We start from the raw sequence: 25,880 nt of genomic DNA on the forward strand, positions 1-25,880 counted from the left end.
ACCTTTTGGTATGTAAGGGTCAGCGGGACAGCATCAGGTCCAGGAAGCGCTCCCGCTGAGCCGCGGTGCGCGATTCCGGAGGCGTGACGGCCAGATGAAGAAACCCGATACCCGCCGCGAAGGTGGCCTGCGCCCGCATGTCGGCCTCGTCGCTGTCGAACCCGGCGTCGAGGAACGCCTGCCGGACCGCGGCGACCACCAGGCGGTCAGCGTGCTGCACGCTCTCGGCGACGACGGGGTCGGTGCGGGCCCACTCCCGCATCGCGCGTTCCAGTGCCCACTGCCGCTCACCCAAAAGCGAGGTCATCATCTGGTTGAGGCGTTGTCGAGGGTCGAGGTGTCCCAGCTGATCGAAATCGCGGCGGTCGCGATCGTACAGCTGTGCCCAGGACTGCACCAGCGCGGCACGGAATGCGGCCATGTCGGGGAAATGCCAGTAGAAGCTGCCCTTGGTGACGCCAAGGCGCGCGCAAAGACGGTCGAGTTTGAGCGCTGCGCGCCCGTCGTCGGCGAGGACCGCGTAACCGGCGTGTATCCAATCCTCGGCTGTCAGCCTGCCTGCACTTTCGCGGCGCTTCGCCATCCCGGGGAGCCTAGTGAATCGCCGAAATGTGATCGCCGTCGCTCCGTTGGTGGGTGCGCCCCGCAGATTCGTTTCCTGGCTCGACGGCGCGGTGTGTTCCCCCACGTCGCGACGGTGATCTTCGCCGTCGTAAGATTCGCCTTCACGCACCAACATGCGCTATTCGGCGTGGCCGGACTTTCTCAGGTCGTGGTCACATGCTTTACTGCAACCGCTACAACTGAAGTTTTCTCGGTCCACTCCGTCGCCCGTTGGCAGTTCCGGAGAGGTGAGACAGCGCGGTGGAGACATCGCTGTGGTGTCGGTGGCGTCTAAGTCGAACTGGGAAAACGCAGACAGGCCGCGCAACGCGGTACCGGAAGATGGATGGATTGACGGTATGAGACTTCTTGACAGGATTCGTGGGCCCTGGGCGCGCCGGTTCGGTGTCGTGGCTATCGCGACAGCGATGATGCCCGCTTTGGTCGGCCTCACCGGAGGGTCGGCGACCGCCGGAGCATTCTCCCGGCCAGGTCTGCCGGTCGAGTATCTGATGGTGCCGTCTCCGTCGATGGGACGCGACATCAAGATCCAGTTCCAGAGCGGCGGCGAGAACTCCCCAGCGCTCTACCTGCTCGACGGCCTGCGCGCTCAGGAGGACTTCAACGGCTGGGACATCAACACCCAGGCCTTCGAGTGGTACCTCGACAGTGGTATCTCGGTGGTCATGCCAGTCGGCGGCCAGTCCAGCTTCTACACCGACTGGTACGCGCCCGCCCGTAACAAGGGCCCGACCGTGACCTACAAGTGGGAGACCTTCCTGACCCAGGAGCTCCCGCAGTGGCTGCAGGCCAATCGCGCGGTCAAGCCCACCGGCAGCGCCGCGGTCGGTCTGTCGATGGCCGGCTCAGCCGCGCTGAACCTGGCGACCTGGCACCCGGAGCAGTTCATCTACGCGGGCTCGATGTCCGGCTTCCTGAACCCCTCCGAGGGCTGGTGGCCCTTCCTGATCAACATCTCGATGGGTGACGCCGGCGGCTTCAAGGCCGACGACATGTGGGGCAAGACCCAGGACCCGAACAGCGGCTGGAAGCGCAACGACCCAATGGTCAACATCCCGACCCTGGTCGCCAACAACACCCGCATCTGGGTCTACTGCGGCAACGGCCAGCCCAACGAGCTCGGCGGCGGCGACCTGCCCGCCACCTTCCTCGAAGGCCTGACCATCCGTACCAACGAGACCTTCCGCGACAACTACATCGCCGCGGGCGGCAAGAACGGTGTGTTCAACTTCCCGCCCAACGGCACGCACAACTGGGCGTACTGGGGCCGCGAGCTGCAGGCCATGAAGCCTGACCTGCAGGCGCACCTCCTCTGACGTAGAACGCAGTGACGAAGCCCCCGGCCCGGATGGGTCGGGGGCTTCGTTGGTCTGAGGCCACTGGTTACTGTGGCCGTCATGACGGAAATCAACGCGATGGTGGCGCACCAGGACGCCGAGGGCGGCATCGTTCTACGGCACGAGGTCGTCGACAAGTCCTTCCTGCCCGACGGGGAGGTCGACATCCACGTCGAGTACTCCAGCGTCAACTACAAGGACGCCCTGGCCGTCACGCCCAAAGGCGGTGTCGCCCGCTCGTATCCGCTGATCCCGGGCATCGACGTCGCGGGCACCGTCACCGCGAGCACGTCCCCGGAATTCGCCGTGGGCGATCGCGTGATCGCCCACGGTCAGGACATCGGCACGGGCCGGCACGGTGGCTATGCGCAGACCGCCCGCTATCCGGCCGACTACCTGGTCAAGCTGTCGTCCTTGAGCACCGCCGACGCCGCGGCCGTCGGCACCGCCGGATTCACTGCGGCGATGAGTGTCAACGCCGTTCGCGCGCACGGGATCGGCCCGTCCGACGGACCGGTGCTGGTAACCGGTGCGACGGGGGGAGTCGGCAGTGTCAGCGTGGACCTGCTGGCCCGGCTGGGCTACGAAGTGGTGGCATCCACCGGCAAGTCCGACGCCCATGACCTGCTGCGTGACCTCGGCGCCGCCGAGGTGATCGACCGCGTTCCCGGCCCGGACGAGAAGGTCCGGGCCCTCGGGAAGGCGCACTGGGCCGCCGTCGTCGACTGCGTCGGGGGGCCCACGTTGGCCTACGCGCTCAGCACGTTGCGATACGGCGGCGTCGCCGCGATCTCCGGGCTGGCCGGATCCGCGGACCTGCCGACCACGGTGATGCCGTTCATCCTGCGCGGGGTGACGCTGGCCGGAATCGACTCCGTGCTACTGCCGATCGAGAAGCGCCGGGAGATCTGGGCGCAGATCGAATCGGAGTTGACACCACGTCATCTGGCTCGCCTCACCCGCGATGTGCCGATCCGTCAGGTCGCTGACGTGCTGAAGGCGATTATCGGAGGTGGAGTGACCGGACGGACACGGGTGGTCGTCCACGACGGGTTCTGATCCGGCTCCGCGTCCGCGGCGGGCCATGGAGTCAATCCGCTCGCTCCGCGTGAGGATATGCGCCATCATGAGCGATACCTTCACGGAGACGGCAGGGGATGGCCAGCCCGGTAACTGAGAGCACTGCGTGTTGCGGGTCGTGTGGCAACGACCTGCGGGCGAGGTCGCGCTTCTGCGACCTGTGCGGTGCACCGGTCCAGAATCGGCGGATCAATGGTGAGCACAAGCAGGTCACCGTGCTGTTCGCCGACGTCGTCGGCTCGATGAAGCTGGCCGCGGCACTGGACGCCGAGCGTCTCAGAGAGATCATGGACGATCTCTTCAACCGTTGCGCGGCGGTGGTGCAGCGCTATCAGGGCACCATCGACAAGTTCACCGGGGACGGGCTGATGGCCCTGTTCGGTGCTCCGATAGCTCTCGAGGACCACGCCTTGCGGGCCTGCATCGCCGCGCTGGAGATCCAGTCTGTCGCCCGGCAACTGGCCGATGACCTACACCGACGCGACGGTGTGGCGCTGCAGTTGCGTGTCGGACTCAACACCGGTGATGTGATTGTCGGCGAGATCGGCACGGGCCCAAGGAGTTACACCGCAGTCGGCCATGCGGTGGGCATGGCGCAGCGCATGGAATCCGCAGCCCGCGCGGGTACGGTGTTGTGCTCGCTGACCACGGCCGCCCTCGTCGAGCGCTCCGTCCGGTTGGGGCGGGTCGTGCACGTCGACGTCAAAGGAGCCGACCGGCCGGTTCCCGGGCGCCGGGTGCTGGCCGTCGAACCCGAGCGGATGGTGATCGGCCGCAACGAGGGCCTGCTGTTCGGTCGCACCGCCGAATTGGCCGAGCTGCACCGAGCGCTCGACTCGCGGTCGAGCCCGGTGGTCGCCGTCGTCGGCGCGCCGGGGGTGGGGAAGAGCCGGCTGGTCGACGAATTCGGTACCGAAGCCGCACGTCGGGGAGTGGACGTGGTCGTCGCCCGCTGTGACGCCCACGCGAGGCCCGTCGCGTTTCGCGCGCTGTCGCGGTTCCTGCGCGCGATGTTCGCCGTCGAGGGGCTGAGCGCAGAACCCGCACGTCGTCGCGCCGCGGCTGGCGCCCGTTTGCAGGACGTCGCGTCCACGGACGCCCAGATCCTGTTCGAGGCCATGGGTGTCGCCGACGTCTCCTCACCGCCGCCGCAGGTGGGCGTGGACGGATGGCGGCACCGGCTGCTCGCGATCATGGCGCAGGCTCTCAGAACACGAGCAGGGCCGACAGTCTTCATTCTGGAGGACGCGCACTGGGCCGATCCGGCCAGCGATGCAGTCCTCGCCGAGTTCACGGCCGCGCTACCGGGAACGGCGGCGATGTTCGTCACCACCTACCGGCCGGAGTTTGACGGAAACCTCCATCGCGCTGCGGATCTGGCGGTGGCGCTGCACCCGTTGGACGAAGCGACCGCGACCGACCTGGCGTGTAACCTGCTCGGTCGCGACATGTCCATTACTGCTTTGGCCGAACAGGTTGCCAGGGTTGCCGGCGGAAACCCGTTCTTTGTCGAGGAAATCATCCGCGACCTGGCCGGGCGGGGAGTGCTCGCCGGCGGCCGCGGCCACTACCGGTTGGTCGGCGATCCGGCTGACATCGGGGTGCCGGCCACGGTGCACGCCGTGCTGGCAGCGCGCATCGATCGGCTGCCATCGGAGACCAAGTCCGTGCTCAACGCCGCGGCGGTTATCGGACCCCGGTTCGATGCGGACGCTCTCGCGACACTGGTGACCGGCCCGGTCGCCACCCGACTGGCCGAGCTGGTGGCGACGGAACTGATTGACCAGACGGAATTCGTTCCCCGGCAACGGTATTGCTTCCGCCATACTTTGATCCGCACGGTGGCCTATGATTCGCAACTCAACGCCACCCGGGTTCAGGCCCACCGACGGTTGGCGGCGGCGATCGAGAGCCGTGACCCCGCCGGCGTGGAGGAGAACGCCGCGCTGATCGCCACGCATCTGGAGTCGGCCGGCGCGTTCGCCGACGCGTGCCGGTGGCATCTGCGGGCTGCCGATTGGCTGCGCCCAAGGGATCTCGTCGCGGCGAGGGTCCAGTGGAATAGCGCGCTGCGCGTGGCCGACCGGCTGCCCGACGATCAGGACGGTGTGCTCGAGCTGCGCACCGCGCCACGCGCCATGCTGATCTCGACCGAGCTGTTCACCGGGACCGATGCCGAGAACGACCAACGCTTCGGAGATCTCCGCGAACTCGTGCTGCACACCGGTGACCTCAGGCCGCTGGCACTGGCGATGGCCGGCCGGGTGATGGCCTTCATCGTCAACAGCAGCCGTGTACCCGAGGCAATGCCGATCGCCGCAGAACTGGCCGAGGTGGTCGATCATCTCGTCGATGAACCTGCTTCCGAACTGGAGATTCTGCTCACCGCGATGGCGTTCGCCCGCTGGGCCAATTGCGAGTTCGACGCCACCCTGAAGATCACGGCCAAAAGCCTCGCCCTGCGCCTCGACCGTCCTTCGGTGGATCGCGCCGTCGCCCACGCGATCGCAGGACTGACCGAGGTGTGCCGGGGGAATCACGACCAAGGCGTCGAAATGCTGTGGAGTGCAACCGAGTTGGCGCGTGCGATGCCGCCGGTGCTCTTCTCGGCGGTGCTGCTGTACTGGGGAATCTTGGCGGCGATGGGCCTGCACGTGGCCCGCGATCTCGTCGACGAGATGTCCGACGCGCTCGAACGCGCAGAGTCGTTCGGTGACCGGTTCGGGATCATCGCCGCCCAGTGGACCTATGGCACCCTGCTGCTCTGCACAGACCCGGCCCGCCGCGGGGAGGCGGTCGGACTGCTGGATCGCGCGAGGAACGGCATTCTCACCGACAAGATCCAGAACTTCGCCATGGCCCTCATCGAGCCGCAGCTGGCGCTGGAGTGGGCGCGTCAAGGTCGCGGTGAGGAAGCCATCGAGGTACTCCGCGGGCGGGTCGCGTTGCACAGGCGCGACGCGGCGTTGTTCCATTACCCCGGTCCAGCAGAGGCACTGTGCGAACTGCTGATCGCGCGCGGCCGGCCCGGCGATCTCCAGGAGGCCGACGATCTGCTCGACTTCTGGGCCGAGCACACCCCGGGCACCGCGGCCATGGATCTCTGGACGCTGCGGGTGCGGGCATTGTTGGCCGCCGCACACGGCCTTTCGCAGGATCACCGCGCGCTGTGCCGCAGCTATCTGGTGGCGTGCGAGACCATCGCGGCCGACGGACGGCTCGACGAGGCGCGCCGTATGGCGGCGATGGCGAGCGGCTGATGGCCACGATCCTCGCGTACACCTCTCCGGCTCTCGGGCATCTGATCCCGATGTCTGCGCTGCTGTCCGAACTGGCAGATCGCGGACACTCGATTCACGTCCGCACCCTGTCGGCCGGCGTCGACCTGGCGCGGCGGAGTGGTTTCGAGGCCGGCCCCATCGATCCGCGCATCGAGGACATCCAGATGGACGACTGGCAAGCCTCCAATCCTGTTGGAGCGCTGAAGCTCTCCATCGGCGCCTTTGCGCGGCGCGCAGCCTGTGAGGTCGCCGACTACACGACGGCCGTGGAGGAGGTGCGGCCTGATGCGGTGCTCGTCGATGTGAACTGCTGGGGTGCGCTGTCGGTATCCGAGGCCGTCGGTGTCGCGTGGGCCTGCTTCTCGCCGTTCACACCTGCATTGCGGGTGCCCGGTGTGCCGCCCTTCGGGCTCGGTCTGCGGCCACTGCGCGGCGTGACGGGCCGATTGCGTGACGCCCTGATCCGGACCGCGGTGAGTGCGCCGCTGGAACGGCCGGCGCTACGGGCCATCAACACGATCCGCTCCGATCTCGGGGTGCGCCCGGTGATATCGCTGGACGACTTCCTGCGCCGCGCGCCGCTGCTCTTCGTCGCCAGCGGTACACCCTTCGAATATGCGGGCGACTGGGGCGGCGAAGTGCACATGATCGGACCCTGCGTGCCCGCCGGATCATCGCCGCCCGCTCCGGACTGGCTGGCTGCCATCGACCGCCCGATCGTGCTCGTCACGACATCGACGGAACGACAGTCGGACGCCGGTCTCGTGTCGACGGCCATTACGGCGCTTGCCCACGAGCCGGTCCACGTGGTGGCCACCGTGCCTGCCGGCCGACCGGAGGATCACCCCGGCGGCCCGAACGCGACGGTGCTGCCCTTCGTCGACCATGCGGTGGTGCTCGACCGTGCGGTGTGTGCGATCACCCACGGCGGCATGGGGGCCACCCAACGGGCGTTGGCCCGCGGCATCCCGGTGTGCGTGGTGCCGTTCGGTCGAGACCAGTTCGAGGTCGCCCGGCGTGCCGAGGTCGCCGGATGCGGGACACGGCTGCCCAGGCGCCGCCTGTCGGCGCCGCGGCTGCGAGACAAAGTCCGCGAAGCGATGACGCTGACCGCCGGGGCACGCGAAGTCGCCGCCGGATTCGCGGCCACGGGCGGTGTTCGGCGCGCGGCTGACGTCTTCGCGCGCGACCTACTTCAACTCGGCCGAAGTCAGCCCGAGTAGACGTCTGGCCACGACCAGCTGCTGGATCTGCTGGGTGCCCTCGAAGATATCGAGGATCTTCGAGTCACGCGCCCACTTCTCCAGCAGCGTCTGCTCGGAATATCCTGTGGTGCCGGCCATTTCGACGGCCTTGAGGGTGATGTCGCTGGCCACCCGGGCGGCCTTGGCCTTGCCCATCGAAGCTTCCTTCGAGTTGGGGATCCGGTTGTCGGCCTGCCATGCCGACCGCACGGTCAACAGGTAGCCGGACTCCCACTCGGCCTCCATCCGGAGGAACTCCGCGGCCGCGGCGCTCTGTGCGTGCGCGGGCTTGTCGTAGGAGATCTCGATGCCTGCGTCGGTGAGGATCTTGCGCAGATCCTCCAGTGCGGCGCGTGCCACGCCGACGGCCATCGCCGCCACGATGGGGCGAGTGTTGTCGAAGGTCTCCATGACCCCGGCAAAACCCTTCTCCACATGGATCTCCGGGTCGCCGAGCAGGTTGTCCTTCGGGATCCTGGCGTTGTCGAAGCGGATCACCGCGGTGTCGGAGGCCTTGATACCGAGCTTGTGCTCCAGGCGCTCGACGGTCACCCCGGGATGCTCGCGCGGCACGATAAACGACTTGATCGCCGCACGGCCCTTGGACTTGTCCAGCGTCGCCCACACCACGATGTGGGAGGCGCGCGAGCCGGCGGTGACGAAGATCTTCTCGCCGTTGATCACGTACTCGTCGCCGTCGAGGACCGCGGTGGTCGACACGGCGGCCGAATCCGAACCGAAGCTCGGTTCGGTGATCGCCATGGCCGCCCACACGCCCTTGCCCAGGCGCTCCAGCTGTTCCGGCGTGGCGACCGACGAGATCGCCGCGTTGCCCAGACCCTGCCGCGGCACCGACAGCAGCAGCGCCACGTCGCCCCAGGAGATCTCCAGTGCGTTCAGCAACGCAGACATGTTGGCGCCGTTGATATTCGACTTCTTGTCGTCGCCGCTGCCACCTACGAACGCGTCCGTGCCCGCGAACGAGATGGTGTTGGCCTCCGAGATGCCCTCGAACAGATCGGCGAGGGTGTCGAGCTCGACGGGGTACGCGTGCTCCTTGAGGTCGTATTTGCGCGAGATGGGACGGATCATCTCGGCGGCGCCCTGGTGGCCCTTCTCGATGACCGCCTGGAGCTTCTTCGGCATTTCCAGATTGATCGCCATGATGTTCAAGCCTTCCTGGAGGACACTCGGTCAGAGAACGACGACGCCTTCGGCGACGCCGATGGCCCGGAGATCGCGGTACCAGCGTTCGACCGGATGTTCTTTGGTGTAGCCGTGGCCGCCGAGCAACTGGACGCCGTCGAGGCCGATCTGCATGGCCTTGTCGCTGCCCAGTTTCTTGGCCAGGGCGGCTTCGCGGGCGAACGACAACCCTTGCTCGGCCCGCGACGCCCCGCGCCAGGTGATCAGGCGCAGGCCGTCGAGCTCGATCGCGATGTTGGCGCACATGAACGCCACCGACTGCCGGTGCGCGATCGGCTCACCGAATGCGGTGCGCTCCTTGACATACGGGATGACGTAGTCGAGCACCGCGTGCGAGGTGCCGACCGCCAGTGCGGCCCAGCCGAGCCGCGACAGTGCGATCGCCTCGGAGTAGGCGTGCGCGTAATCGGCCTCCTCCGCGTCGTGCTCGCCCAACCGAGCGCTCAGCGGCACGGTCACGTTGTTGAGTTCGACGCGGCCCAGCGCGGCGGCCCGGATGCCCATGCTCGGATCTGGCGTCACCGTCAAACCCTTCGTCGACGCCTCGACGATGAACAGGGTCGGCTTGCCGTTGAGCTGCGCGGCGACGATGAAGACCTCGGCGTCGGCGGCAGCGGGCACCAGGCTCTTCACGCCGTCGAGGCGGTACCCGCTCGGCGTGCGGACGGCGGTGGTCTTCAGTGCCGTCGGATCGAACAGCGGGTGCGGTTCGGCGATTGCCACGCACGCCTGCGGCACGTTGTCGCCGGCGAATTCCTTGAGGTAGGTCGCCTGCTGATCGGCGCTGCCCCAGTGGGTCAATGCCGACGCGACCCCGCCCGGTGCCAGGATCGGCAGCGCCAGCCCCATGTCGCCGTACGCCAGCGCCTCGGCGACGAGCGCGTTGGTCACCGTCGAGCGGTGCTCGGCGATGCCGTCGAAATCCTCCGGCACATTGATGGCCGTGATGCCCAACTCGGCGGCCCTGGAGATCAGGTCCGGTGGATAACCGGCGGCGGCGTCGGCGTCGTGCGCCGCGGGCCGCAGGATCTCCTCGGCGAACTCCTCGACGGTCGCGACGATCATCTTCTGGTCGTCGTCGGGGGTCAGGTCGAAGTAGTCCGAGCCTCTGGGTCGATTGGCCTCCAGTCGGGTCGCGGGCTTACCGAGGCCCTGGATGCGCTTGAACTGGCGGGTCGAGGCGCCTGCGGCGGAGAAGGCCTGTTTGACCCCGTAGCGCAGCCCCCGGTTGAGCGGATCGCGCAGGTTGTACTTGTCCAGGAACTCTTGGCCCATGATCGGGGTGATCAGCGCCAACCCGACATCGGTGATGGACCGCTTGTGCTTCTGAAGTCCGACGGCACTTTCGTGGCCGTTGCGTTTGGTCGGCAGGGTGTTCGTCATTGTCAGCTGCCCTCGTCTGATCATCGGAGATACGCGATTGCGCAACTGACTCCAGAGTAAGGTATCGGAACTGACTGCTGAGTAAGGTCGGTGGATCTGTAGCGCATCTCACACGCCCGCGCGCCCTCAGTCGGTGAGGGCGGCCAGCACCGCGTCGTGCAGAAGTCCGTTCGTCGCCAGCGCGCTGCCGCCGTGCGGACCGGTCGCGCCGGACAGGTCGGTGAACCGCCCGCCGGCCTCCCGCACCAGGATGTCCAGCGGCGCGAGATCCCACAGCTTGACCTCCGGTTCCACCGCGACGTCGACCGCTCCCTCGGCGACCAGGCAGTACGACCAGAAGTCGCCGTAGCCGCGTACCCGCCACACCGCGTCGAGGAACTCGACGAACCGGGGGCGGTTGTCGTCCCAGCCCGTCGTCAGATCGGAGTACGACACACTGGCCGCGTCGAGCTCGCCGACGCCGGACACCGAGATGCTGCGGGTCTGACCGCCGAACGACGTGTACGCGCCCTGGCCGTCCGCGGCCCACCACCGGCGGCCCAGAGCGGGGGCGCTGACCACGCCGACGACCGGAACGCCGTCGACGAGCAACGCGATCAACGTCGACCACACCGGCACGCCGCGAACGAAGTTCTTCGTGCCGTCGATCGGGTCGACCACCCACTGCCTGCCGCGCAACTCCTTTGTCCCGCCGAACTCCTCGCCGAACACGGAGTCCTGCGGCCGCTCCTCGGCCAGTCGGGACCGCAGCAGTTTCTCGGCATCCAGGTCGGCGTCGGTGGCCGGCGTCATGTCCGGTTTCGTCTCAACCTTCAGGTCGACGGCGCCGAAACGCTGCATCGTCAGCGCGTCCGCTTCGTCGGCCAGTCGCAGTGCCAGGGTCAGGTCGTCCGCCAGGGTGCTCATAGGTGCCGTCCTACCATGGCCGTGTGTTCGAATTCGCGATGATCCTGCTGCTGGTCGGTGCGCTGGTGCTTCTGGCGAGACCCTTGCTCGCGCGACGGCGGGGCGTCGGCAACGACTGGGTGCCCGGCACGCTGCTGGTCACCGGGGTCAGCCCACGCCCGGACGGGGTCACGGGCGAGCAGTTCGTCACGATCACCGGGGTGATCAACGGCCCGACGGTCAACGAGTACACCGTGTACACGCGGATGACGTCCGACGTCGACAACTGGCCCACCATGGGTCAGCTGATCGACGTCATGTACTCGCCGGGCAACCCGGAGAAGTGGGCGTTCGGGACACGTCCAGAGCCGCTGCCGCCGACCGATCCGCCACCGCCGCCGCACTGATTCGGCCGGGCCGACTCCTCACCGCCCCGTGCCTCGCGCGCGTCGACGTCAGCCGTGCCCGATGCGGAGCAGCTCCTCGACGCTGGTCAGCTTGACCCGCGGCCGTCCCGAGCCCTGACCCGCGGTCCGTTCGTGCTCGTCGATCAACTTCCAGTGATCGGTGGTCACCAGCTTCGGCTGACGCTCCAGCAGCCAGCGCTGCACGGTATCGAGGTGATCGGGCTGGAACTCCGCGAGTTCGGCGTCCGCCAGATCGGCCAGCAGCGTCTCGACGGTGTCGGCGGAGTCCTTCTTGTTGCTGCCGATGACGCCGGTGGGCCCGCGTTTGATCCAGCCCACCACGTATTCATTGCGGCTCCCGTCGATCCGGCCGTCGGTGTGCGGAATCGTGCCCGCCCGCTCGTCGAACGGGAGACCGGGCGTCGGCAACCCGCGGTATCCGACGGCCCGCACCACCAGCTGCGCCGGCACCTCCTCGCGCTCGCCGGTGTCCTTTGCCGTCACCCGCCCGTCGGGGCCGCTGATCAGTTCGTTGCGGCCCAGCACGATCGACTCCACCCTGCCGTCGCCCTTGATCTCGATCGGTGAGGTCTTGAACCGGAACACGATCCGGCGCCGCGCACCCTTCGGTGTCGCTTCGGCATATCCGCGCAGCACCTTGATGTTGTTGCGCACCGTCTTCCCGGCGGCTTCGAGATCCTCGTCGGTGATGTCGGCGAAATCGTCGGGGTCGATCACGATGTCGACGTCACCGAGCGCTTCCAGGTCCCCGAGCTCGCGCAGCTCCAGCGTGGTGAAAGGCGCCTGCAGCGGACCGCGCCGGCCGATGATCAGCACCTCTTCGACACCGCGGGGTCGCAACGACTCCAGCGCGTGATCGGCGATGTCGGTCTCGGCCAGCAGGTCGGGGTCACTGACCAGGATCCGGGCCACGTCGATAGCGACGTTGCCGTTGCCCACCACCACCGCACGGCCACCCGACACATCCGGTGTCATCTCCACGAAATGGGGGTGGGCGTTGTACCAGCCGACGAAGTCCACCGCGGCGACGCTGCCGGGCAGGTCCTCACCGGGGATCCCGAGCGCGCGGTCGGATTGCGCACCGGTCGCGTAGATCACCGCGTCGTAGCGCTCGGCCAGCTCAGCGGGGTGCACGTGATCGCCGACGACGATGTTTCCGAAGAACCGGAATCGCGGGTCCAGCGACGTCTTCTCGAACTGGGCGCTGATCGACTTGATTTTGGGGTGGTCCGGGGCGACCCCGGACCGCACCAGTCCCCACGGCGTCGGCAGCATTTCCAGCATGTCGACTCGGACGTCGCGGTTCTCACCGGACCCGCCGTACTTGAGCAGGGACGCCGCGGCGAAGTACCCGGAGGGTCCGGCGCCGACGACGGCCACGTAGTAGGGCCGCAAAGGGGGCATATGGGCTGCCTTCTGTCGCTACCCGGCCGCGCGCAAGGGGCTGTCGCGACGTGGCCGGACGGAGGTTCCGACCCCGATGCTAGATCGCGCGCATCTCCGTGGACGGCATTCCGGGATGGTGGCGGTGAAATCGGTCGCCGATCGCCCGCCGGGCTGCGACGACCGCCGCCGGCGGGGGAGTGAGTAACCTGTTGTTCCGTGGATCCCGACCGCCAAGCCGACATCGCCGCCCTCGACGCCACCCTGACCACGGTGGAGCGTGTCGTCGACGTCGACGGGCTTCGCGGGCGCATCGAACAGCTGGAGAAGGACGCCTCCGATCCCCAGCTGTGGGACGACCAGACCCGCGCGCAGAAGGTGACCAGCGATCTGTCCCACGCGCAGAACGAACTCCGCCGGGTCGAGGAACTGCGCAGCCGTCTCGAGGATCTGCCGGTGCTCTACGAGCTCGCCTCCGAAGAGGAGGGCAGCGACGCCGACAACGCCACCGTCGAGGCGGACGCCGAACTGAAGAAGCTCCGCGAGGACATCGAGGCCATGGAGGTCCGGACCCTGCTGTCCGGGGAGTACGACGAACGCGAGGCCGTGGTGACGATCCGGTCCGGCGCCGGTGGCGTGGACGCCGCCGACTGGGCCGAGATGCTGATGCGGATGTACATCCGCTGGGCCGAGCAGCGCAACTATCCGGTCGAGGTGTTCGACACCTCCTACGCCGAAGAGGCCGGCATCAAGAGCGCCACCTTCGCGGTGCACGCCCCGTTCGCCTACGGCACCCTGTCGGTGGAGCAGGGCACCCACCGGCTGGTGCGGATCAGCCCGTTCGACAACCAGAGCCGCCGGCAGACGTCGTTCGCCGACGTCGAGGTGCTGCCGGTGGTCGAGACCACCGACCACATCGACATCCCGGAGACCGACCTGCGCGTCGACGTGTACCGCTCCAGCGGCCCGGGCGGACAGTCGGTGAACACCACCGACTCGGCGGTCCGGCTGACACACCTGCCGACCGGCATCGTCGTCACCTGCCAGAACGAGAAGTCGCAGCTGCAGAACAAGGTCGCCGCGATGCGGGTGCTGCAGGCCAAACTGCTGGAGCGCAAACGTCAGGACGAGCGGGCCGAGCTCGACGCGCTCAAGGGCGACGGCGGCAGCTCGTGGGGCAACCAGATGCGCTCCTACGTGTTGCACCCGTACCAGATGGTCAAGGACCTGCGCACCGAGTATGAGGTCGGAAACCCGGCCGCGGTGCTCGACGGAGACATCGACGGCTTCCTGGAGGCCGGCATCCGCTGGCGTCACCAAAAAGATGACGACTGATCGACTCCTCGCCCTCGACCTCTCCGGCACCTGGCACGGGTTCTGGGAAGGCGACACCGGTGTCTGGATTCTGGCCCGGGGTGTGCCGATCGCGCTGCTGTTGATCGGCGGCCTGCTGGCCGCCAGGTTCATCAACTGGTCCGCACAACGCATCACCCGCCGCATCGACGCCCAGTACCGGGAGAGCGATCAGCTGGTCCGCACCGAGAGCGCCAAGCACCGCCAGGCGGTGGCCTCGGTGATCTCCTGGGTGTCGGTGGCGCTGCTGTTCGTGATGGTGGCCGTGCAGATCACCGACATCCTCGCGATACCCGTCGGGTCACTGGTCGCACCGGCGGCCGTGATCGGCGCCGCTCTCGGCTTCGGCGCTCAGAAGCTGGTGCAGGATCTGCTGGCCGGGTTCTTCATCATCACCGAACGTCAGTACGGCTTCGGCGACCTGGTGCAGCTGAACGTGGTCGGCGCGCCCGAACCGGCCCAGGGCACCGTCGAAGAGGTCACGCTCCGGGTGACCAAACTGCGTACCAGCGAGGGGGAGGTGTTCACCGTCCCCAACGGCAACATCGTCCAATCGTTGAACATGTCCAAGGACTGGGCGCGCGCGGTGGTCGACATCCCGGTGCCCACCTCGGTGGACCTCAACAGCGTCAACGAGGTGCTGCACCGCGTCGGGGAGCGGGCGATGCAGGACCCCGAGCTGCGTGCGCTGCTGCTGGACACGCCCCAGCTGATGGGCGTGGAGAGCATCCAGGTCGACACGGTGAATCTGCGCATGGTCGCCCGGACGCTGCCCGGCAAGCAGTTCGAGGTCGGTCGCCGGTTGCGGATCCTGATCATCGCGGCGCTGGCCGGCGCGGGGATCGCCACGCAGGATCACACTCCGACGGTGAGCAATATCAGTGCCAGCGGCGACACGGTGGGCAGTGAAGCCGCCACTGCCGGGCGATCGGAGCAGAAGTCATGAGGCTCCCGGCGTCCCTGCAGAGCTGGCGCAGACCCGACCGCCATTCGCGCGCCTATCTGTTCGGACGGCGGATGCGGCTGTCCACCTTCGGTCTGATCGTCGCGTTCATCGCGCTGTACTGGGTGTACGAGAACTTCGAGCCTCCCGCTCCGTCGCCGCCGGCCAACCAGGTGGTCCCGCCCGGGTTCGTACCCGACCCGAACTACACCTGGGTGCCGCGCACCAACGTCGCGCCCCGCGAACCTGAACTCACGACGCGCACCACGACGACCACGACGACGACGACCACGACGCCGACACCGACCCCCACACCGGAACCGACGGACACCACCACCCCGGGTCCGATCGGCCCGGTGGTGCCGTTCGGCCCGACGACGACGGTCATCGATCCCGACGGCCCGGGGCCGCTGAGCCCGCAGACGTTCACGCAGGCGCCGTCGGCGGTGCCGCCCACCACCATCACCCCGCCCGGCCAGGCGCCGCCGGTGCCGCCACTGCCCTAGGTCGGGGGCGGGGACAGGCCACCCCGCTACACTGGCGTGCCGTGATGATCACCCTCGATCGTGTGTCAAAGCAGTACAAGTCGTCGGCGCGTCCGGCGCTCGACAACGTGTCGGTGAAGATCGACAAGGGTGAGTTCGTCTTTCTCATCGGCCCGTCGGGTTCGGGCAAATCCACGTTCATGCGGCTGCTGCTCGCCGAGGACCACCCGTCCTCGGGAGACATCCGGGTCTCGAAGTTCCACGTGAACAAGCTGTCCGGACGTCACATCCCCGGTCTGCGGCAGGTGATCGGGTGCGTGTTCCAGGACTTCCGGCTGCTGCAGCAGAAGACCGTCTTCGAGAACGTCGCCTTCGCGCTCGAGGTGATCGGCAAGCGTGCCGACACCATCAACCGCGTGGTCCCCGAGGTGCTCGAGATGGTCGGGCTGTCCGGCAAGGCCAACCGACTCCCCGCCGAACTGTCGGGAGGTGAGCAGCAGCGGGTCGCGATCGCGCGGGCGTTCGTCAACCGGCCGCTGGTGCTGCTCGCCGACGAGCCCACCGGCAACCTCGACCCGGAAACCAGCAAGGACATCATGGACCTGCTCGAGCGCATCAACCGCACGGGCACGACGGTGGTGATGGCCACCCACGACCACCACATCGTCGACTCGATGCGCCAACGTGTCGTCGAACTCGACCTCGGCCGGCTGATTCGTGACGAACAGCGCGGCGTCTACGGAATGGATCGCTAGTGCGTTTCGGCTTTCTCGTCAACGAAGTTCTGACCGGGCTTCGCCGCAACGTGACCATGACGGTCGCGATGATCCTCACCACCGCGATCTCGATCGGGCTGTTCGGTGGTGGCATGCTGATCGTCCGGCTCGCCGATCAGTCCCGCGCGATCTATCTGGACCGGGTGGAGAGCCAGGTCTTCCTCACCAACGACGTGTCGGCCAACGACCCGACGTGTGATGCGGACCCGTGCAAGGCGCTGCGGAAGACCATCGAGGACCGCGACGACGTCCGCTCGGTGCGGTTCCTCAACCGCGACGAGGCCTACGACGACGCGATCCGGAAGTTCCCGCAGTACAAGGACGTCGCCGGTCGCGACGCGTTCCCGGCGTCGTTCGTGGTGAAGCTCGACGACCCCGAGCAGCACGAGGACTTCGACGACGCGATCCGCGGTCAGCCCGGAGTGCAGAACGTGCTCAACCAGAAGGACCTGATCGACCGGCTCTTCGCGGTCCTCGACGGCATCAGTAACGCGGCATTCGCGGTGGCGCTGGTGCAGGCGATCGGCGCGGTGCTCCTGATCGCGAACATGGTCCAGGTCGCGGCCTACACCAGGCGCACCGAGATCGGCATCATGCGACTGGTCGGGGCCACCCGCTGGTATACCCAGCTGCCGTTCCTGGTGGAAGCGATGCTCGCCGCGTTCATCGGTGTGGTCATCGCGATCGTCGGGCTGATCCTGGTGCGCGCGCTGTTCCTGGAGAACGCGCTCGACCAGTTCTACCAAGCGAACCTGATCGCCAAGGTCGACTATGCCGACATCCTGTACTACAGCGCTCCGTGGATGCTGTTCCTCGGTCTCGCCATGTCGGGTATCACGGCGTACGTCACACTGCGGCTCTACGTGCGACGGTAGCGGTGGCCAAGAAGACCAAGGCCGTCAAGGACAGCAACAACCAGGTCGTCGCGACCAATCGCAAGGCGCGGCACAACTATTCGATCCTGGAGACCTTCGAGGCGGGCATCGCGTTGATGGGCACGGAGGTCAAGAGCCTGCGCGAAGGTCAGGCGTCGCTGGCCGACGCGTTCGCCACCGTCGACGACGGCGAGATCTGGCTGCGCAACCTGCACATTCCGGAGTATCACCACGGCACCTGGACCAACCATGCCCCGCGGCGCAACCGCAAGCTGCTGCTGCACCGCAGGGAGATCGACAACCTGGTCGGCAAGATCCGCGACGGGAACCTCACCCTGGTGCCGCTGTCGCTGTACTTCACCGGCGGCAAGGTCAAGGTCGAGCTGGCGCTGGCCCGCGGCAAACAGGCTCACGACAAACGCCAGGACATGGCGCGGCGGGACGCCCAACGTGAGGTCACCCGCGAACTGGGGCGCCGCGTCAAGGGCATCACGTCCTGACCGGCATCCTCACCGCGCTGCTCGCCGCGTTCGGCTACGGCGTCAGCGATTTCGTCGGTGGCATCGCCTCGCGGCGGGTGGCCGCACTGCGGGTGGTCCTCGTCTCGTATCCGGTGGCGCTGGTATTGCTGGCGCTGGTCGCCATCCCGATGGGTGGGCAGCTCAGCGGTCCGGCCGTGTGGTGGGGGTTGTTGGCGGGGCTGGTGCAGGCCTTCGGCGTGTGGTGGTTCTACGCGGCGCTGGGCTCGGGCCCGATCGCGGTGGTGTCTCCGCTGACCGCGGTCCTGGTCGCCGGGATCCCGGTGCTGGTGGGCCTCACTCTCGGAGAGCGGCCCAGCGCTCTCGCCGGTGTCGGGGTGGTGCTCGCGTTGGTCGCAGTGGTGCTGGTCAGCCGCGGCGCCGAGGACCGGGACTCCACGCCGCACCGCTTCACCGCGAAGGTCGCCTGGTTGACGGTCGGGTCCGGGGTGGCGTTCGGGATGAATTTCGTCGTTTTGGACCAGGTCCCGACTGAGGCCAAACTGTGGCCGTTGGTGCTCGGCCGGCTCGCGGCGGCCGCGGTGGTGCTGATCGCCGCCGCGATGACCGCGAACCTGGTGCTGGAGCGGGGTGTGCCGCTGCGGCTGGCGGTGTTCGCCGGTGCGCTCGACACCGTCGCGAACGTCGCGACGTTGCTGGCACTCCAGTCGTCGATGTTGTCGCTGGCGGGGGTGTTGATCGCGCTGTACCCGGCCGCGACGGTGCTGCTGGCGATCGTGGTGCTGCGTGAGCGGGTAAGCCGATGGCAGGCGTTCGGCATGGTGCTAGCGCTCGGTTCGGTCGCGATGATCGCGGCCAATTAGCTACGGTCGACCTCAGTGCCGTCCCCCCGCGGGGCGCCCCCTGGGAAGGAGATGGGGTGGCAGCCAGCCCGTCGCGAATCTGACTTCCGGTCTACATCGGGGTCGCCCTGCTGGCGGTGGTGAACGCCGCAGCGCTGTGGGGCGAGGAGGCTGCCCGCCGAGGCGAGCTCGTACTGCAGACTGGCACCGCGCTGGGCGCCGCGGTATGCGGGCTCGTCGTCGCGCGACGTATGACCGGACTGGCACGGGCCTGGCGGCTGCTCTACGTGGCGGCGCTGGCGGCCTGGGTGCTCGGCCAGATCTCGTGGTGGAGCAGCGGCGCCGGTACCGCGCCGATGATCGCGCGCGTGGCCTATCTGTCGCTGCCGGTGCTCGCACTGGGCGCGGTCATCCTGCTGGTCCGCTCCAGCGGCGGGGTCACCGGGCCCCCGGACAGTCCGCTGCGATATCCGTTCATCACCAACGCCTTCGACGGCGTCATCGCCGGGGTCTCCTTCCTGATCCTGGCGGTGATGGGCGACTTCGGCACCAGCTCAACCGCGTCGCTGCCCCGATCCGGCGTGCCGGCGATCGAGGTCATCTTCACGGTCGCCGAATTGCTGCTGGTGGCGTGGGCGGTGGTGATCGCGATGATCTACCAGCCTGGTCGCCCGTACCGCAAGAACTATCTGCTGCTGGCCGGCGGCCTGGTGACCATGGCCGCCTCCGACCGGGTGGTCGCCTACCTCCGCTCTGTCGGTGTGGAGGGCGGTGACCTGTGGGCCGGTATCGGGCTGATCATCGGCCCGGTGTTCATCGCACAGGCGATGCTGGAGACCTCGGATTCCGGTGACAGCGGCACCGGCCGTGGCGTCGACTGGGCCCAGCTGATCCTGCCCTACCTGGGATTCCTCGGCATCGCGATCATGTTCGGCTTCCATGTCCTGATCGGGCAGCAGCTGAGCTCCTTGGTGGTGTGGCTGACAGTAGCGATGGTCGCCCTGGTCACCGTCCGGCAGATCCTCGTGTTGCGGGCCCAGAATCTGCTGACCCAACGGCTGTACTGGGCGCAGCGAGGGTTGGCCTATCAGGTCCACCACGACGCGCTGACCGGACTGCCGAACCGGATCCTCTTCGCCCGGCGGCTCGACGAAGCCATGGCACACGGCGATTTCGTGCTGATCTTCGTCGACATCGACGACTTCAAGGAAGTCAACGACCGTTTCGGTCACGCGGCGGGCGACGAACTGCTCTGCGCGGTCGGGGAACGGTTGAAGCGGTGCGTGTCCGACGGAGACACCCTGGCCCGCATCGGCGGCGACGAATTCGCCATCCTGATCCACGGCGAAACGGAGCAGTTAGAGGTCGTGGCGGAGCGGCTGCGGATCGCGCTGCGTGACCCGTTCCCGGTACACGGCTCCTCGCTGCGGGTCAGGGCCAGCATGGGGCTGGTGCGGCCGGAAGCCGACGGAGTGCCGCAGACTTCGGATGATCTGCTGCGGCAGGCGGACATCTCGATGTACGCCGGAAAGCGGCTGGGCAAGGACACCGCCGTGGTCTACCAGCCGTCCTCGGGGGTGATGGTCGACTTCCCGACGCTGCTGCGCAGCAGCGCCGGCCGACCCCCGCCCGGGTTCCGCCTGGTCTATCAGCCGGTGGTGCGGCTACCCGAGGGCTGCCCGATGGCGGTCGAAGCGCTGGCCAGATGGACAGCGCCGAACGGCATCGACATCTCTCCGGAGACGTTCGTCGCAGTGGCCGAAGCTGCCGGACTGGGCTCCGACCTCGACGCCCTGGTGCTCGACCTGGCCTGCCAGGAGGTCAGGGGTACAGGGCTCGACCTGGACATCCACGTCAACATCGGGGCGGCTCGGCTCGGAAACCCCGGCTTCGAGCAGCAGGTGCGTGCGGCGTTGACACGACACAAGATTCCGCGCAACAGGCTGGTGCTGGAGATCACCGAGACCGAGCCGATCGTCGACCTCGACCGGGCGGCTGCGCAGATCAGCCGGCTGAGCGAACTCGGTGTCAAGGTCGCGCTGGACGACTTCGGTGCGGGCTTCAACTCGCTGACCTACCTGCACTGCCTGCCGGTGCAGATCGTCAAGCTCGACCGCAGCTTGGTCTCGGGAGGCCATCCGGCGCGCGATTTGGCGTTGTACCGCTCGGTTATCCGCCTGTGTCGCGACCTCGGGCTCGAGGTGATCGCCGAGGGCATCGAGACGTCCGAGCAGTCGGAGATGGTCTACCGCGCCGGCGGCAGGCTGGCTCAAGGACACCTGTTCGGCCGTCCGGTGCCGATGGCGGACCTGGTCGACATGTACGTCGAGGGCCGAGACCGGGAGTTCTCGCCCGCCGTAGTGCGCGACCGCACAGAGACGGATTAAATATCCGGCGGCCGGTGTTGCAGACACCGGTAGTATAAAGTTTCCGCCGAAGGTCGGCGGGTGTGCGAGGGGCTGAACGGTTTCGACTTCGCGCATCGAATCAAGGGAAGCGTGCCGGTGCAGACAACTGACCACCGTAAGCGTCGTTGTAACCAATTAAGCGCCGATTCCAATCAGCGCGATTACGCTCTCGCTGCCTAAGCGAAGCTAATCCGTCAGACCGGGAGTGCCCTCGACCCGGATCCTGGCGTCATCTAGAGGGACCCACCCACGGGTTCGGTCGCGGAACCCGCGGGGACATCAAACAGCGACTGGGATCGTCATCCTGACTTGTTCGCGTGATCAGGAGATCCGAGTAGAGACATAGCGAACTGCGCACGGAGAAGCCTTGAGGGAATGCCGTAGGACCCGGGTTCAATTCCCGGCAGCTCCACCGGACGAAGAGCCGGACCTGAGACACCGAGTCTCAGGTCCGGCTTTCTTTAGTTCTGGGCCGCAGGGTTCTGGGACTGGGGCTCGGCCAGTCGCACCATCCTGGTCGTCGAACTCTCGTCCAGTTCCACGACGTCGGATCTCGAACGCAGGAAGTCGCTGAACGAGCGGTAGCCCAGCGACTTCTCACTGAACGAGGGGTCCATGCGCTTCATCTGCGCTTTGACCGCCGAGTTGTGCAGCCACTCGACATCGTCCTTCTCCAGCCCGATCCGCAGCGCGCGGGTCAGCAGCCCGGTGGCCGCCGCCTGCGGATCCGGCGTCTCAGGCTCCTCGGAGGTCTTAGCAGTTCCGGACCGTCGCCGCCGTGCCGGCGTCGTTTCGACTGCCGCCGGCTCGGGCGTCGGTATGCCGGGCAGCGCATCGTAGGTGACGAACTCGTCGCATGCCGCGGCCAGCATGCGGCTCGACGAGCCGGCAACCCCGATGCCGACGACATAGCGGCCCAGGCGTTTACACCGCTGGGCGAGCGCGATGTAATCGGAGTCGCCGGCGACGATGACGACATGGGTCAGGTCGGGCAGGCGGAACATGTCCTCGACCGCGTCGACGGCCAGCCGGATGTCGGCACCGTTCTTCCCGTAGGCCGCCGCCGGGAACAACTGGACGAGGTCGACCGCGCGACCGACCAGTTGGCCGCGGTAGCCGGCGTTGATGTCGGCCGACCAGTCGGCGTAGGCGCGCGTGAGCACCAGCGTCCCGAAAGACGAGGCGAAGTCGATGAGGGCGCCGACGTCGACGGTCGCGCGAGCCAGCCTGTCCGGCCCGTCGGCGGGCGGTTTGGCCTTGTCCTTCTGAAACGAGTTGCGGCCGTTGACCTGGTCGTACCGCGAGATGACGATGTTGTCGAAGTCGAGATACACCGCGACGCGGGCGGCAACGGATTCGGTCATGGCCCCAGTTTTACCGACGGCCGGCCGAACGGTCTCAGTTTCCGGACGTCGCGGTCTCTGCCTGTGCAACGGCCAGCTTGCTCGCGGCGAAATCGGCGGCCTGCACCACCAGACCGTCCGAGATGTAGCGGGCATGCGCGCCGATGTCGTTGCCCGTCGAGCACACGAAATCGTTCGGCACACACAGTTCGATGGTCTTGGGTTCGTACAGCGTGCCGATCGTCACCGGCGGCTGCTGGATCGCGTCCATGAACCGTTCCGACGGCGCCCCCAGCAGCGCGACCGCCGCGACGTGGTCGGCGATGTCAGGCGGCATCGGCTCCGGAACCTCCGACACCGAGACGCCATCGGGAATCAATTCCGTTGTCACAAAACCCATCACCGCCGCACCCTGCGAGTAACCGGCGAGCACCAGTTTGGTGTCGGGGCAGTCCATCGCCACCCGTTGCACGTGGGTGCTGGCGTCGGTGATGCCCTCGATGGCGGTGGGGAAGTCAGGACTGGCCGGATAGTCGACTGCGTACACCCCGACCGATTTGTCACCGACCCGGGCCGCAAGGTCGTCGACGAACGCCTGGCCCATGACGCCGAGGCCCGGCGCCTCGGTGGTGCCGCGGGCGAAGACGACCTCGACGTCCGGGCATCCAGGCGGCGGCAGAGCAGGCGGCGCGGGCGGTGCGGGCTGGGCAAAGGCTTGCGGCGCAAGGACAAGCGTGACGAATGAGCAGACCCCCGCGGCGAGTGCGGAACGTCCGATACCACTGAGACGATCTGACAACCCCACGGTTCGTATGGTGACACAGATGCCGGCCGTCGGCACGCCCAGACATCCTCACGCTGCGGTGTGTCCGGTCAGTCGACGGGGTTGCTGCGGCCCACGATCAGTGGATCGGCGGGGGTGAACGGGAACCGCGGCAGGTCGTCGAGGTGTGTGTTGAACGCCGCCGCCAGCACTTCGCGGGAATAGGCGCTTGCCGATGCGCGGTAACCGATGTCGGCCGGGAACGGCTGATCGAAGAAGATCAGGAAGTGCCATTGGTCGGGGCCGGTGTTTTCGATGTGGTGCGGATAGGCGCGTGGGATGAAGTACATGTCGCCGGCACCCATTGTCCAAGTGTCCAGTGTGCCATCGGGATTCATCACCGTCATACGGGCGTTGCCGTGCCTGACGTAACCCATCTCGGCGGTGACCGGATGCCAGTGCGGTTCCCGCATCCCGTCCTCGGCCACCCGCAGCGAGTACATCGACATGTTCTTCAGTGCCGGCCAGAACTGGTCCCGTGCGAACCGCGCGTTTCCCGTCACGTAGTTCAGGCCCGGGGTCTGCGCTTCGATGTCGAACTTGTGCGGATCGCTGAAGTACGCGCAGGCGGGCACGTCGGGTGCGCCGATGCGCGCGGCGAGTTTGTGATCGGTGGTGTCGCGCCGGATCCTGGCCATGTCGGAGGCAGGCAGGTCGTAGGTGTTGCCGAGCACGGCGTCGGAGAAGGCTCCGAGGGTGGCGCCGAAGCCGAAATCTTCGGGCCGTTCGTGGCGGAAGGCGATGATGAACTCGGCGACGTCCTCGCCGATGTTCTCGATGTGGTGCAGCGACCCCGATGTGGCATGGAACATCTGACCGGCGGTCACGACGAAGGTCGCGAAGCGACTGTGGTCGTCGAGGATCGACACCAGCGCCGTGCCCGAGACGCAGTAGGTGAGTTCGTCGGCGTTGGCGTGCCAGTGCGGGGTGCGCATCGCCCCGGGGTTGAGCAGCACCCGCTTGATCGACAGCCCGTTCAGAATTGGCAGATTGTCGGCGGTGACACGGCGCATGGAGCCCAGCTCGGACTCCTCGACGATCTCACCGTCGTGCAGGGAGGCGGTGTGGGTGCTGGGGATGATGGACGTCGGCACGGTGGTCTCCCTCGGCTGGCGAAGCTGGCGCAGTCCACTCTGCCCGGCAGGTAGGCCGGTGTCATTGTGGTTGGCGGTCGATCTCGCTACCTGCTGGCTGCAAGCCGTGACGCCTCCAGGCCGGCACGCACGTCATCCGGGATCGGTGTCGGGCCGGTGTCGTCGAGCAGCACCAGCACCGTGTCGCAGAGGCTGATGCAGGCGCCGTCGAGGAACAGCGCGCTCGACGCCACGAACGAGGTGCGGCCGATATGCCCGACGCCGATCGCGGTCTGCAGCACCGCCGGCCACGGCGCCTCGCGCAGGTAGTGCACGACGATCGTCGACGTCACGAGGCGGTGCGCCCGGGTGGCCAGGTCGTAGGCCCCGGGGTAGACACATCGGTTGAACGTCGCCCTGGTGTTCTCGTGCAGCGATTCCAGCGCCACGTTGTTCAGGTGCCCGTTGGCGTCCATGTCACCGAACCGGGCCGCCGCCTCACCGTGGACGGGATAGGTGGCGGCGTCCAGCCGCGCGGGATGCGGTCGCGGCGCCGAGCTGATCAACGGGGGCGGTCCGGAATCCATGCGGTCAACGTAGCGTCGTGCGGCAGAATTGCGCCGGTGACGACGCCGCCGCAACCTCCCCGGCCACCCGACCGGCGGGGTCGGGCCCACCCGGGGACTGATCCGGTGACCCGGCGGCTGCCTCGTCCCGGTGCGCCCGACGCGCGCACGGAACGTCTGCGACCGCCGATGCGCGACACCGCGCCCACCGAGCGGATGCGGCGACCGGCGGCGCCCCCGCCGGACCGGCCGGTGCCGCCGCAATCGACGCCACCACATGCCGGCGAGCCCGCTCCGCGGCGTCGCACCGGGGTCACCCGTCGCAGCGGGCTGCTGCTCGGCGTCATCGTGGTGGCGGCGCTCGCAGGCGGCCTCGCCGGCGCCGAACTGTATGCGCGGCACCGCGCGGACGACGTGCTCGTCGGCATCGCCGAATGCGTGGTGGAGGACGGCGCGAGGATCTCCTACGGGGTGAATCCGCCGTTCCTGTGGCAGCACCTCACCGGGCGCTACACCAACATCTCCGTGCACACCGCGGGGGACCGCGTGCAGTCCGCTGACGGCATGACCGCCGACGTCACCCTCGAAGACGTGCGGTTGCAGGACTCCGCAGACTCCAAAGGCACGATCGGCTCCCTGTCGGCGACCCTGACGTGGCGTTCCGACGGCATCAGGGACACCGCGGTGGCGAACCTGCCCGCGGTGGGTGAGTTGATCACCGGGGTCCGCACCGACCCGGCCGCCGGGACCCTCGTCCTGGATGCGGGCGCCACCATGGTGACCGCCAAACCCGTTGTCACAGAAGGTGACCTGAACCTCGAGGTGGTCGCGGTCGACGGACCGTTCCCCAAGGACGTGGTGCAGGGCGCGCTTGACGACCTGACGAGGAAACTCAACGACAACTACCCGCTGGGCATTCACGCCGACAGCGTGCAGGTGACCGACGCCGGGGTGGTCGGGACGTTCTCCAGCCAAGACGCGTCGATCCCGCGGGAAGACGCCAACGCCTGCTTCGCTCCGCTGTGACGCATCGTTCACGGCCGTCACGATGTGAAGAAGGTGG

General features: G+C 67.6%; 23 protein-coding genes and 1 other RNA gene. 15 read left to right on the plus strand and 9 right to left on the minus strand.

Annotated elements, in window-relative coordinates; genetic code table 11:
• Positions 1 to 19: 19 nt before the first annotated feature.
• Complete coding sequence (locus ACXMYJ_RS07550) at positions 20 to 583, minus strand: TetR/AcrR family transcriptional regulator (RefSeq protein WP_460355079.1); 564 nt, start codon at positions 581 to 583, stop codon at positions 20 to 22.
• Positions 584 to 962: 379 nt separating this feature from the next.
• On the opposite strand from ACXMYJ_RS07550, the gene ACXMYJ_RS07555 reads away from it, so the two are divergent.
• The 4 genes from ACXMYJ_RS07555 to ACXMYJ_RS07570 all read left to right on the plus strand — a co-directional run bounded on the left by ACXMYJ_RS07555 (position 963) and on the right by ACXMYJ_RS07570 (position 7,545).
• Positions 963 to 1,940, plus strand: coding sequence for an esterase family protein (locus ACXMYJ_RS07555; protein ID WP_260751166.1), 978 nt, complete (start codon positions 963 to 965; stop codon positions 1,938 to 1,940).
• Positions 1,941 to 2,021: 81 nt separating this feature from the next.
• The gene (locus ACXMYJ_RS07560) at positions 2,022 to 3,020 is read left to right on the plus strand and encodes an MDR family oxidoreductase (protein WP_260751167.1); all 999 of its coding nucleotides are present in this window, start codon (positions 2,022 to 2,024) and stop codon (positions 3,018 to 3,020) included.
• A gap of 98 nt (positions 3,021 to 3,118) precedes the next feature.
• Entirely contained in the window at positions 3,119 to 6,301 is a 3,183-nt protein-coding gene (locus tag ACXMYJ_RS07565; protein WP_460355081.1) for an adenylate/guanylate cyclase domain-containing protein, read from the plus strand.
• Positions 6,301 to 7,545 (plus strand): glycosyltransferase, encoded by a 1,245-nt coding sequence (locus tag ACXMYJ_RS07570; protein ID WP_460355084.1) that lies wholly within the window; start codon positions 6,301 to 6,303, stop codon positions 7,543 to 7,545. Before ACXMYJ_RS07565 ends, ACXMYJ_RS07570 begins: the two co-directional genes overlap by 1 nt.
• Here the strand turns inward: ACXMYJ_RS07570 and ACXMYJ_RS07575 are convergent.
• The 3 genes from ACXMYJ_RS07575 to hisN all read right to left on the minus strand — a co-directional run bounded on the left by ACXMYJ_RS07575 (position 7,513) and on the right by hisN (position 11,061).
• Entirely contained in the window at positions 7,513 to 8,730 is a 1,218-nt protein-coding gene (locus ACXMYJ_RS07575; protein ID WP_260751170.1) for an acyl-CoA dehydrogenase family protein, read from the minus strand. The two genes, ACXMYJ_RS07570 and ACXMYJ_RS07575, sit on opposite strands and share 33 nt — an antisense overlap.
• 30 nt (positions 8,731 to 8,760) lie before the next feature.
• Complete coding sequence (locus ACXMYJ_RS07580; RefSeq protein WP_260751171.1) at positions 8,761 to 10,155, minus strand: acyl-CoA dehydrogenase family protein; 1,395 nt, start codon at positions 10,153 to 10,155, stop codon at positions 8,761 to 8,763.
• A gap of 126 nt (positions 10,156 to 10,281) precedes the next feature.
• On the minus strand, positions 10,282 to 11,061 hold the full coding sequence (hisN, locus tag ACXMYJ_RS07585) for a histidinol-phosphatase (RefSeq protein WP_260751172.1): 780 nt from the start codon (positions 11,059 to 11,061) through the stop codon (positions 10,282 to 10,284).
• Between the two features lie 23 nt (positions 11,062 to 11,084).
• Here hisN and ACXMYJ_RS07590 point away from each other — a divergent pair, with 23 nt between their 5' ends.
• Positions 11,085 to 11,447: a hypothetical protein gene (locus ACXMYJ_RS07590; protein WP_260751173.1), complete on the plus strand. Its 363-nt coding sequence runs from the start codon at positions 11,085 to 11,087 to the stop codon at positions 11,445 to 11,447.
• 48 nt (positions 11,448 to 11,495) lie between these two features.
• On the opposite strand, the gene ACXMYJ_RS07595 is transcribed toward ACXMYJ_RS07590, so the two are convergent.
• Positions 11,496 to 12,872 carry an FAD-dependent oxidoreductase gene (locus tag ACXMYJ_RS07595; RefSeq protein ID WP_313901304.1) on the minus strand — a complete coding sequence of 459 codons (1,377 nt, stop codon included), beginning with the start codon at positions 12,870 to 12,872 and terminating at the stop codon, positions 11,496 to 11,498.
• A 198-nt stretch (positions 12,873 to 13,070) separates the two neighbouring features.
• On the opposite strand from ACXMYJ_RS07595, the gene prfB reads away from it, so the two are divergent.
• The 9 genes from prfB (at position 13,071) to ssrA (ending at position 21,427) form a co-directional block, all read left to right on the plus strand.
• The gene (prfB, locus tag ACXMYJ_RS07600) at positions 13,071 to 14,186 is read left to right on the plus strand and encodes a peptide chain release factor 2 (RefSeq protein ID WP_260751174.1); all 1,116 of its coding nucleotides are present in this window, start codon (positions 13,071 to 13,073) and stop codon (positions 14,184 to 14,186) included.
• Positions 14,176 to 15,150 (plus strand): mechanosensitive ion channel family protein, encoded by a 975-nt coding sequence (locus tag ACXMYJ_RS07605; RefSeq protein WP_260751175.1) that lies wholly within the window; start codon positions 14,176 to 14,178, stop codon positions 15,148 to 15,150. The genes prfB and ACXMYJ_RS07605 overlap by 11 nt, the downstream gene beginning before the upstream one ends.
• Positions 15,147 to 15,653, plus strand: coding sequence for a hypothetical protein (locus ACXMYJ_RS07610; protein WP_460355091.1), 507 nt, complete (start codon positions 15,147 to 15,149; stop codon positions 15,651 to 15,653). The genes ACXMYJ_RS07605 and ACXMYJ_RS07610 overlap by 4 nt, the downstream gene beginning before the upstream one ends.
• Positions 15,654 to 15,697: 44 nt before the next feature.
• A complete protein-coding gene (ftsE, locus tag ACXMYJ_RS07615) occupies positions 15,698 to 16,387 on the plus strand; it encodes a cell division ATP-binding protein FtsE (RefSeq protein ID WP_460355139.1) in 690 nt (229 codons plus the stop codon).
• Positions 16,387 to 17,283 (plus strand): permease-like cell division protein FtsX, encoded by an 897-nt coding sequence (gene ftsX, locus ACXMYJ_RS07620; protein WP_260751177.1) that lies wholly within the window; start codon positions 16,387 to 16,389, stop codon positions 17,281 to 17,283. Before ftsE ends, ftsX begins: the two co-directional genes overlap by 1 nt.
• Positions 17,284 to 17,285: 2 nt before the next feature.
• Positions 17,286 to 17,783 (plus strand): SsrA-binding protein SmpB, encoded by a 498-nt coding sequence (smpB, locus tag ACXMYJ_RS07625; protein WP_260751178.1) that lies wholly within the window; start codon positions 17,286 to 17,288, stop codon positions 17,781 to 17,783.
• Positions 17,780 to 18,625 carry an EamA family transporter gene (locus ACXMYJ_RS07630; RefSeq protein WP_396885445.1) on the plus strand — a complete coding sequence of 282 codons (846 nt, stop codon included), beginning with the start codon at positions 17,780 to 17,782 and terminating at the stop codon, positions 18,623 to 18,625. The genes smpB and ACXMYJ_RS07630 overlap by 4 nt, the downstream gene beginning before the upstream one ends.
• 230 nt (positions 18,626 to 18,855) lie before the next feature.
• A complete protein-coding gene (locus ACXMYJ_RS07635; RefSeq protein ID WP_460355142.1) occupies positions 18,856 to 20,991 on the plus strand; it encodes a putative bifunctional diguanylate cyclase/phosphodiesterase in 2,136 nt (711 codons plus the stop codon).
• 68 nt (positions 20,992 to 21,059) lie between these two features.
• Positions 21,060 to 21,427: a transfer-messenger RNA gene (ssrA, locus tag ACXMYJ_RS07640) on the plus strand.
• 46 nt (positions 21,428 to 21,473) lie between these two features.
• Here the strand turns inward: ssrA and ACXMYJ_RS07645 are convergent.
• From ACXMYJ_RS07645 to ACXMYJ_RS07660, 4 genes are all read right to left on the minus strand, one after another.
• Positions 21,474 to 22,376, minus strand: a complete 903-nt coding sequence (locus ACXMYJ_RS07645; protein ID WP_460355094.1) for an NYN domain-containing protein — start codon at positions 22,374 to 22,376, stop codon at positions 21,474 to 21,476.
• Positions 22,377 to 22,410: 34 nt separating this feature from the next.
• On the minus strand, positions 22,411 to 23,160 hold the full coding sequence (locus ACXMYJ_RS07650) for a cutinase family protein (protein ID WP_313901305.1): 750 nt from the start codon (positions 23,158 to 23,160) through the stop codon (positions 22,411 to 22,413).
• 68 nt (positions 23,161 to 23,228) lie between these two features.
• Positions 23,229 to 24,272 carry a cupin domain-containing protein gene (locus tag ACXMYJ_RS07655; protein ID WP_260751181.1) on the minus strand — a complete coding sequence of 348 codons (1,044 nt, stop codon included), beginning with the start codon at positions 24,270 to 24,272 and terminating at the stop codon, positions 23,229 to 23,231.
• A gap of 86 nt (positions 24,273 to 24,358) precedes the next feature.
• A complete protein-coding gene (locus tag ACXMYJ_RS07660) occupies positions 24,359 to 24,838 on the minus strand; it encodes an acyl-CoA thioesterase (RefSeq protein ID WP_260751182.1) in 480 nt (159 codons plus the stop codon).
• A gap of 36 nt (positions 24,839 to 24,874) precedes the next feature.
• Here ACXMYJ_RS07660 and ACXMYJ_RS07665 point away from each other — a divergent pair, with 36 nt between their 5' ends.
• Positions 24,875 to 25,843 (plus strand): LmeA family phospholipid-binding protein, encoded by a 969-nt coding sequence (locus tag ACXMYJ_RS07665; protein ID WP_460355100.1) that lies wholly within the window; start codon positions 24,875 to 24,877, stop codon positions 25,841 to 25,843.
• Positions 25,844 to 25,880 lie beyond the last annotated feature (37 nt).

The sequence above is a fragment of the Mycobacterium sp. ZZG genome, from assembly GCF_054786995.1.

Bases quoted from the DNA above. Each gene is read 5' to 3' on its own strand.
- ACXMYJ_RS07560 (WP_260751167.1), top strand. From the start codon at position 2,022: ATGACGGAAATCAACGCGATGGTGGCGCACCAGGACGCCGAGGGCGGC.
- ACXMYJ_RS07605 (WP_260751175.1), top strand. From the start codon at position 14,176: ATGACGACTGATCGACTCCTCGCCCTCGACCTCTCCGGCACCTGGCAC.
- ACXMYJ_RS07660 (WP_260751182.1), bottom strand. From the start codon at position 24,838: ATGGATTCCGGACCGCCCCCGTTGATCAGCTCGGCGCCGCGACCGCAT.
- ACXMYJ_RS07635 (WP_460355142.1), top strand. From the start codon at position 18,856: ATGACCGGACTGGCACGGGCCTGGCGGCTGCTCTACGTGGCGGCGCTG.
- ACXMYJ_RS07550 (WP_460355079.1), bottom strand. From the start codon at position 583: ATGGCGAAGCGCCGCGAAAGTGCAGGCAGGCTGACAGCCGAGGATTGG.
- ACXMYJ_RS07565 (WP_460355081.1), top strand. From the start codon at position 3,119: ATGGCCAGCCCGGTAACTGAGAGCACTGCGTGTTGCGGGTCGTGTGGC.
- ACXMYJ_RS07555 (WP_260751166.1), top strand. From the start codon at position 963: ATGAGACTTCTTGACAGGATTCGTGGGCCCTGGGCGCGCCGGTTCGGT.
- ACXMYJ_RS07580 (WP_260751171.1), bottom strand. From the start codon at position 10,155: ATGACGAACACCCTGCCGACCAAACGCAACGGCCACGAAAGTGCCGTC.
- ACXMYJ_RS07575 (WP_260751170.1), bottom strand. From the start codon at position 8,730: ATGGCGATCAATCTGGAAATGCCGAAGAAGCTCCAGGCGGTCATCGAG.
- ftsE (WP_460355139.1), top strand. From the start codon at position 15,698: ATGATCACCCTCGATCGTGTGTCAAAGCAGTACAAGTCGTCGGCGCGT.
- ACXMYJ_RS07645 (WP_460355094.1), bottom strand. From the start codon at position 22,376: ATGACCGAATCCGTTGCCGCCCGCGTCGCGGTGTATCTCGACTTCGAC.
- ACXMYJ_RS07610 (WP_460355091.1), top strand. From the start codon at position 15,147: ATGAGGCTCCCGGCGTCCCTGCAGAGCTGGCGCAGACCCGACCGCCAT.
- ACXMYJ_RS07595 (WP_313901304.1), bottom strand. From the start codon at position 12,872: ATGCCCCCTTTGCGGCCCTACTACGTGGCCGTCGTCGGCGCCGGACCC.
- ACXMYJ_RS07570 (WP_460355084.1), top strand. From the start codon at position 6,301: ATGGCCACGATCCTCGCGTACACCTCTCCGGCTCTCGGGCATCTGATC.
- hisN (WP_260751172.1), bottom strand. From the start codon at position 11,061: ATGAGCACCCTGGCGGACGACCTGACCCTGGCACTGCGACTGGCCGAC.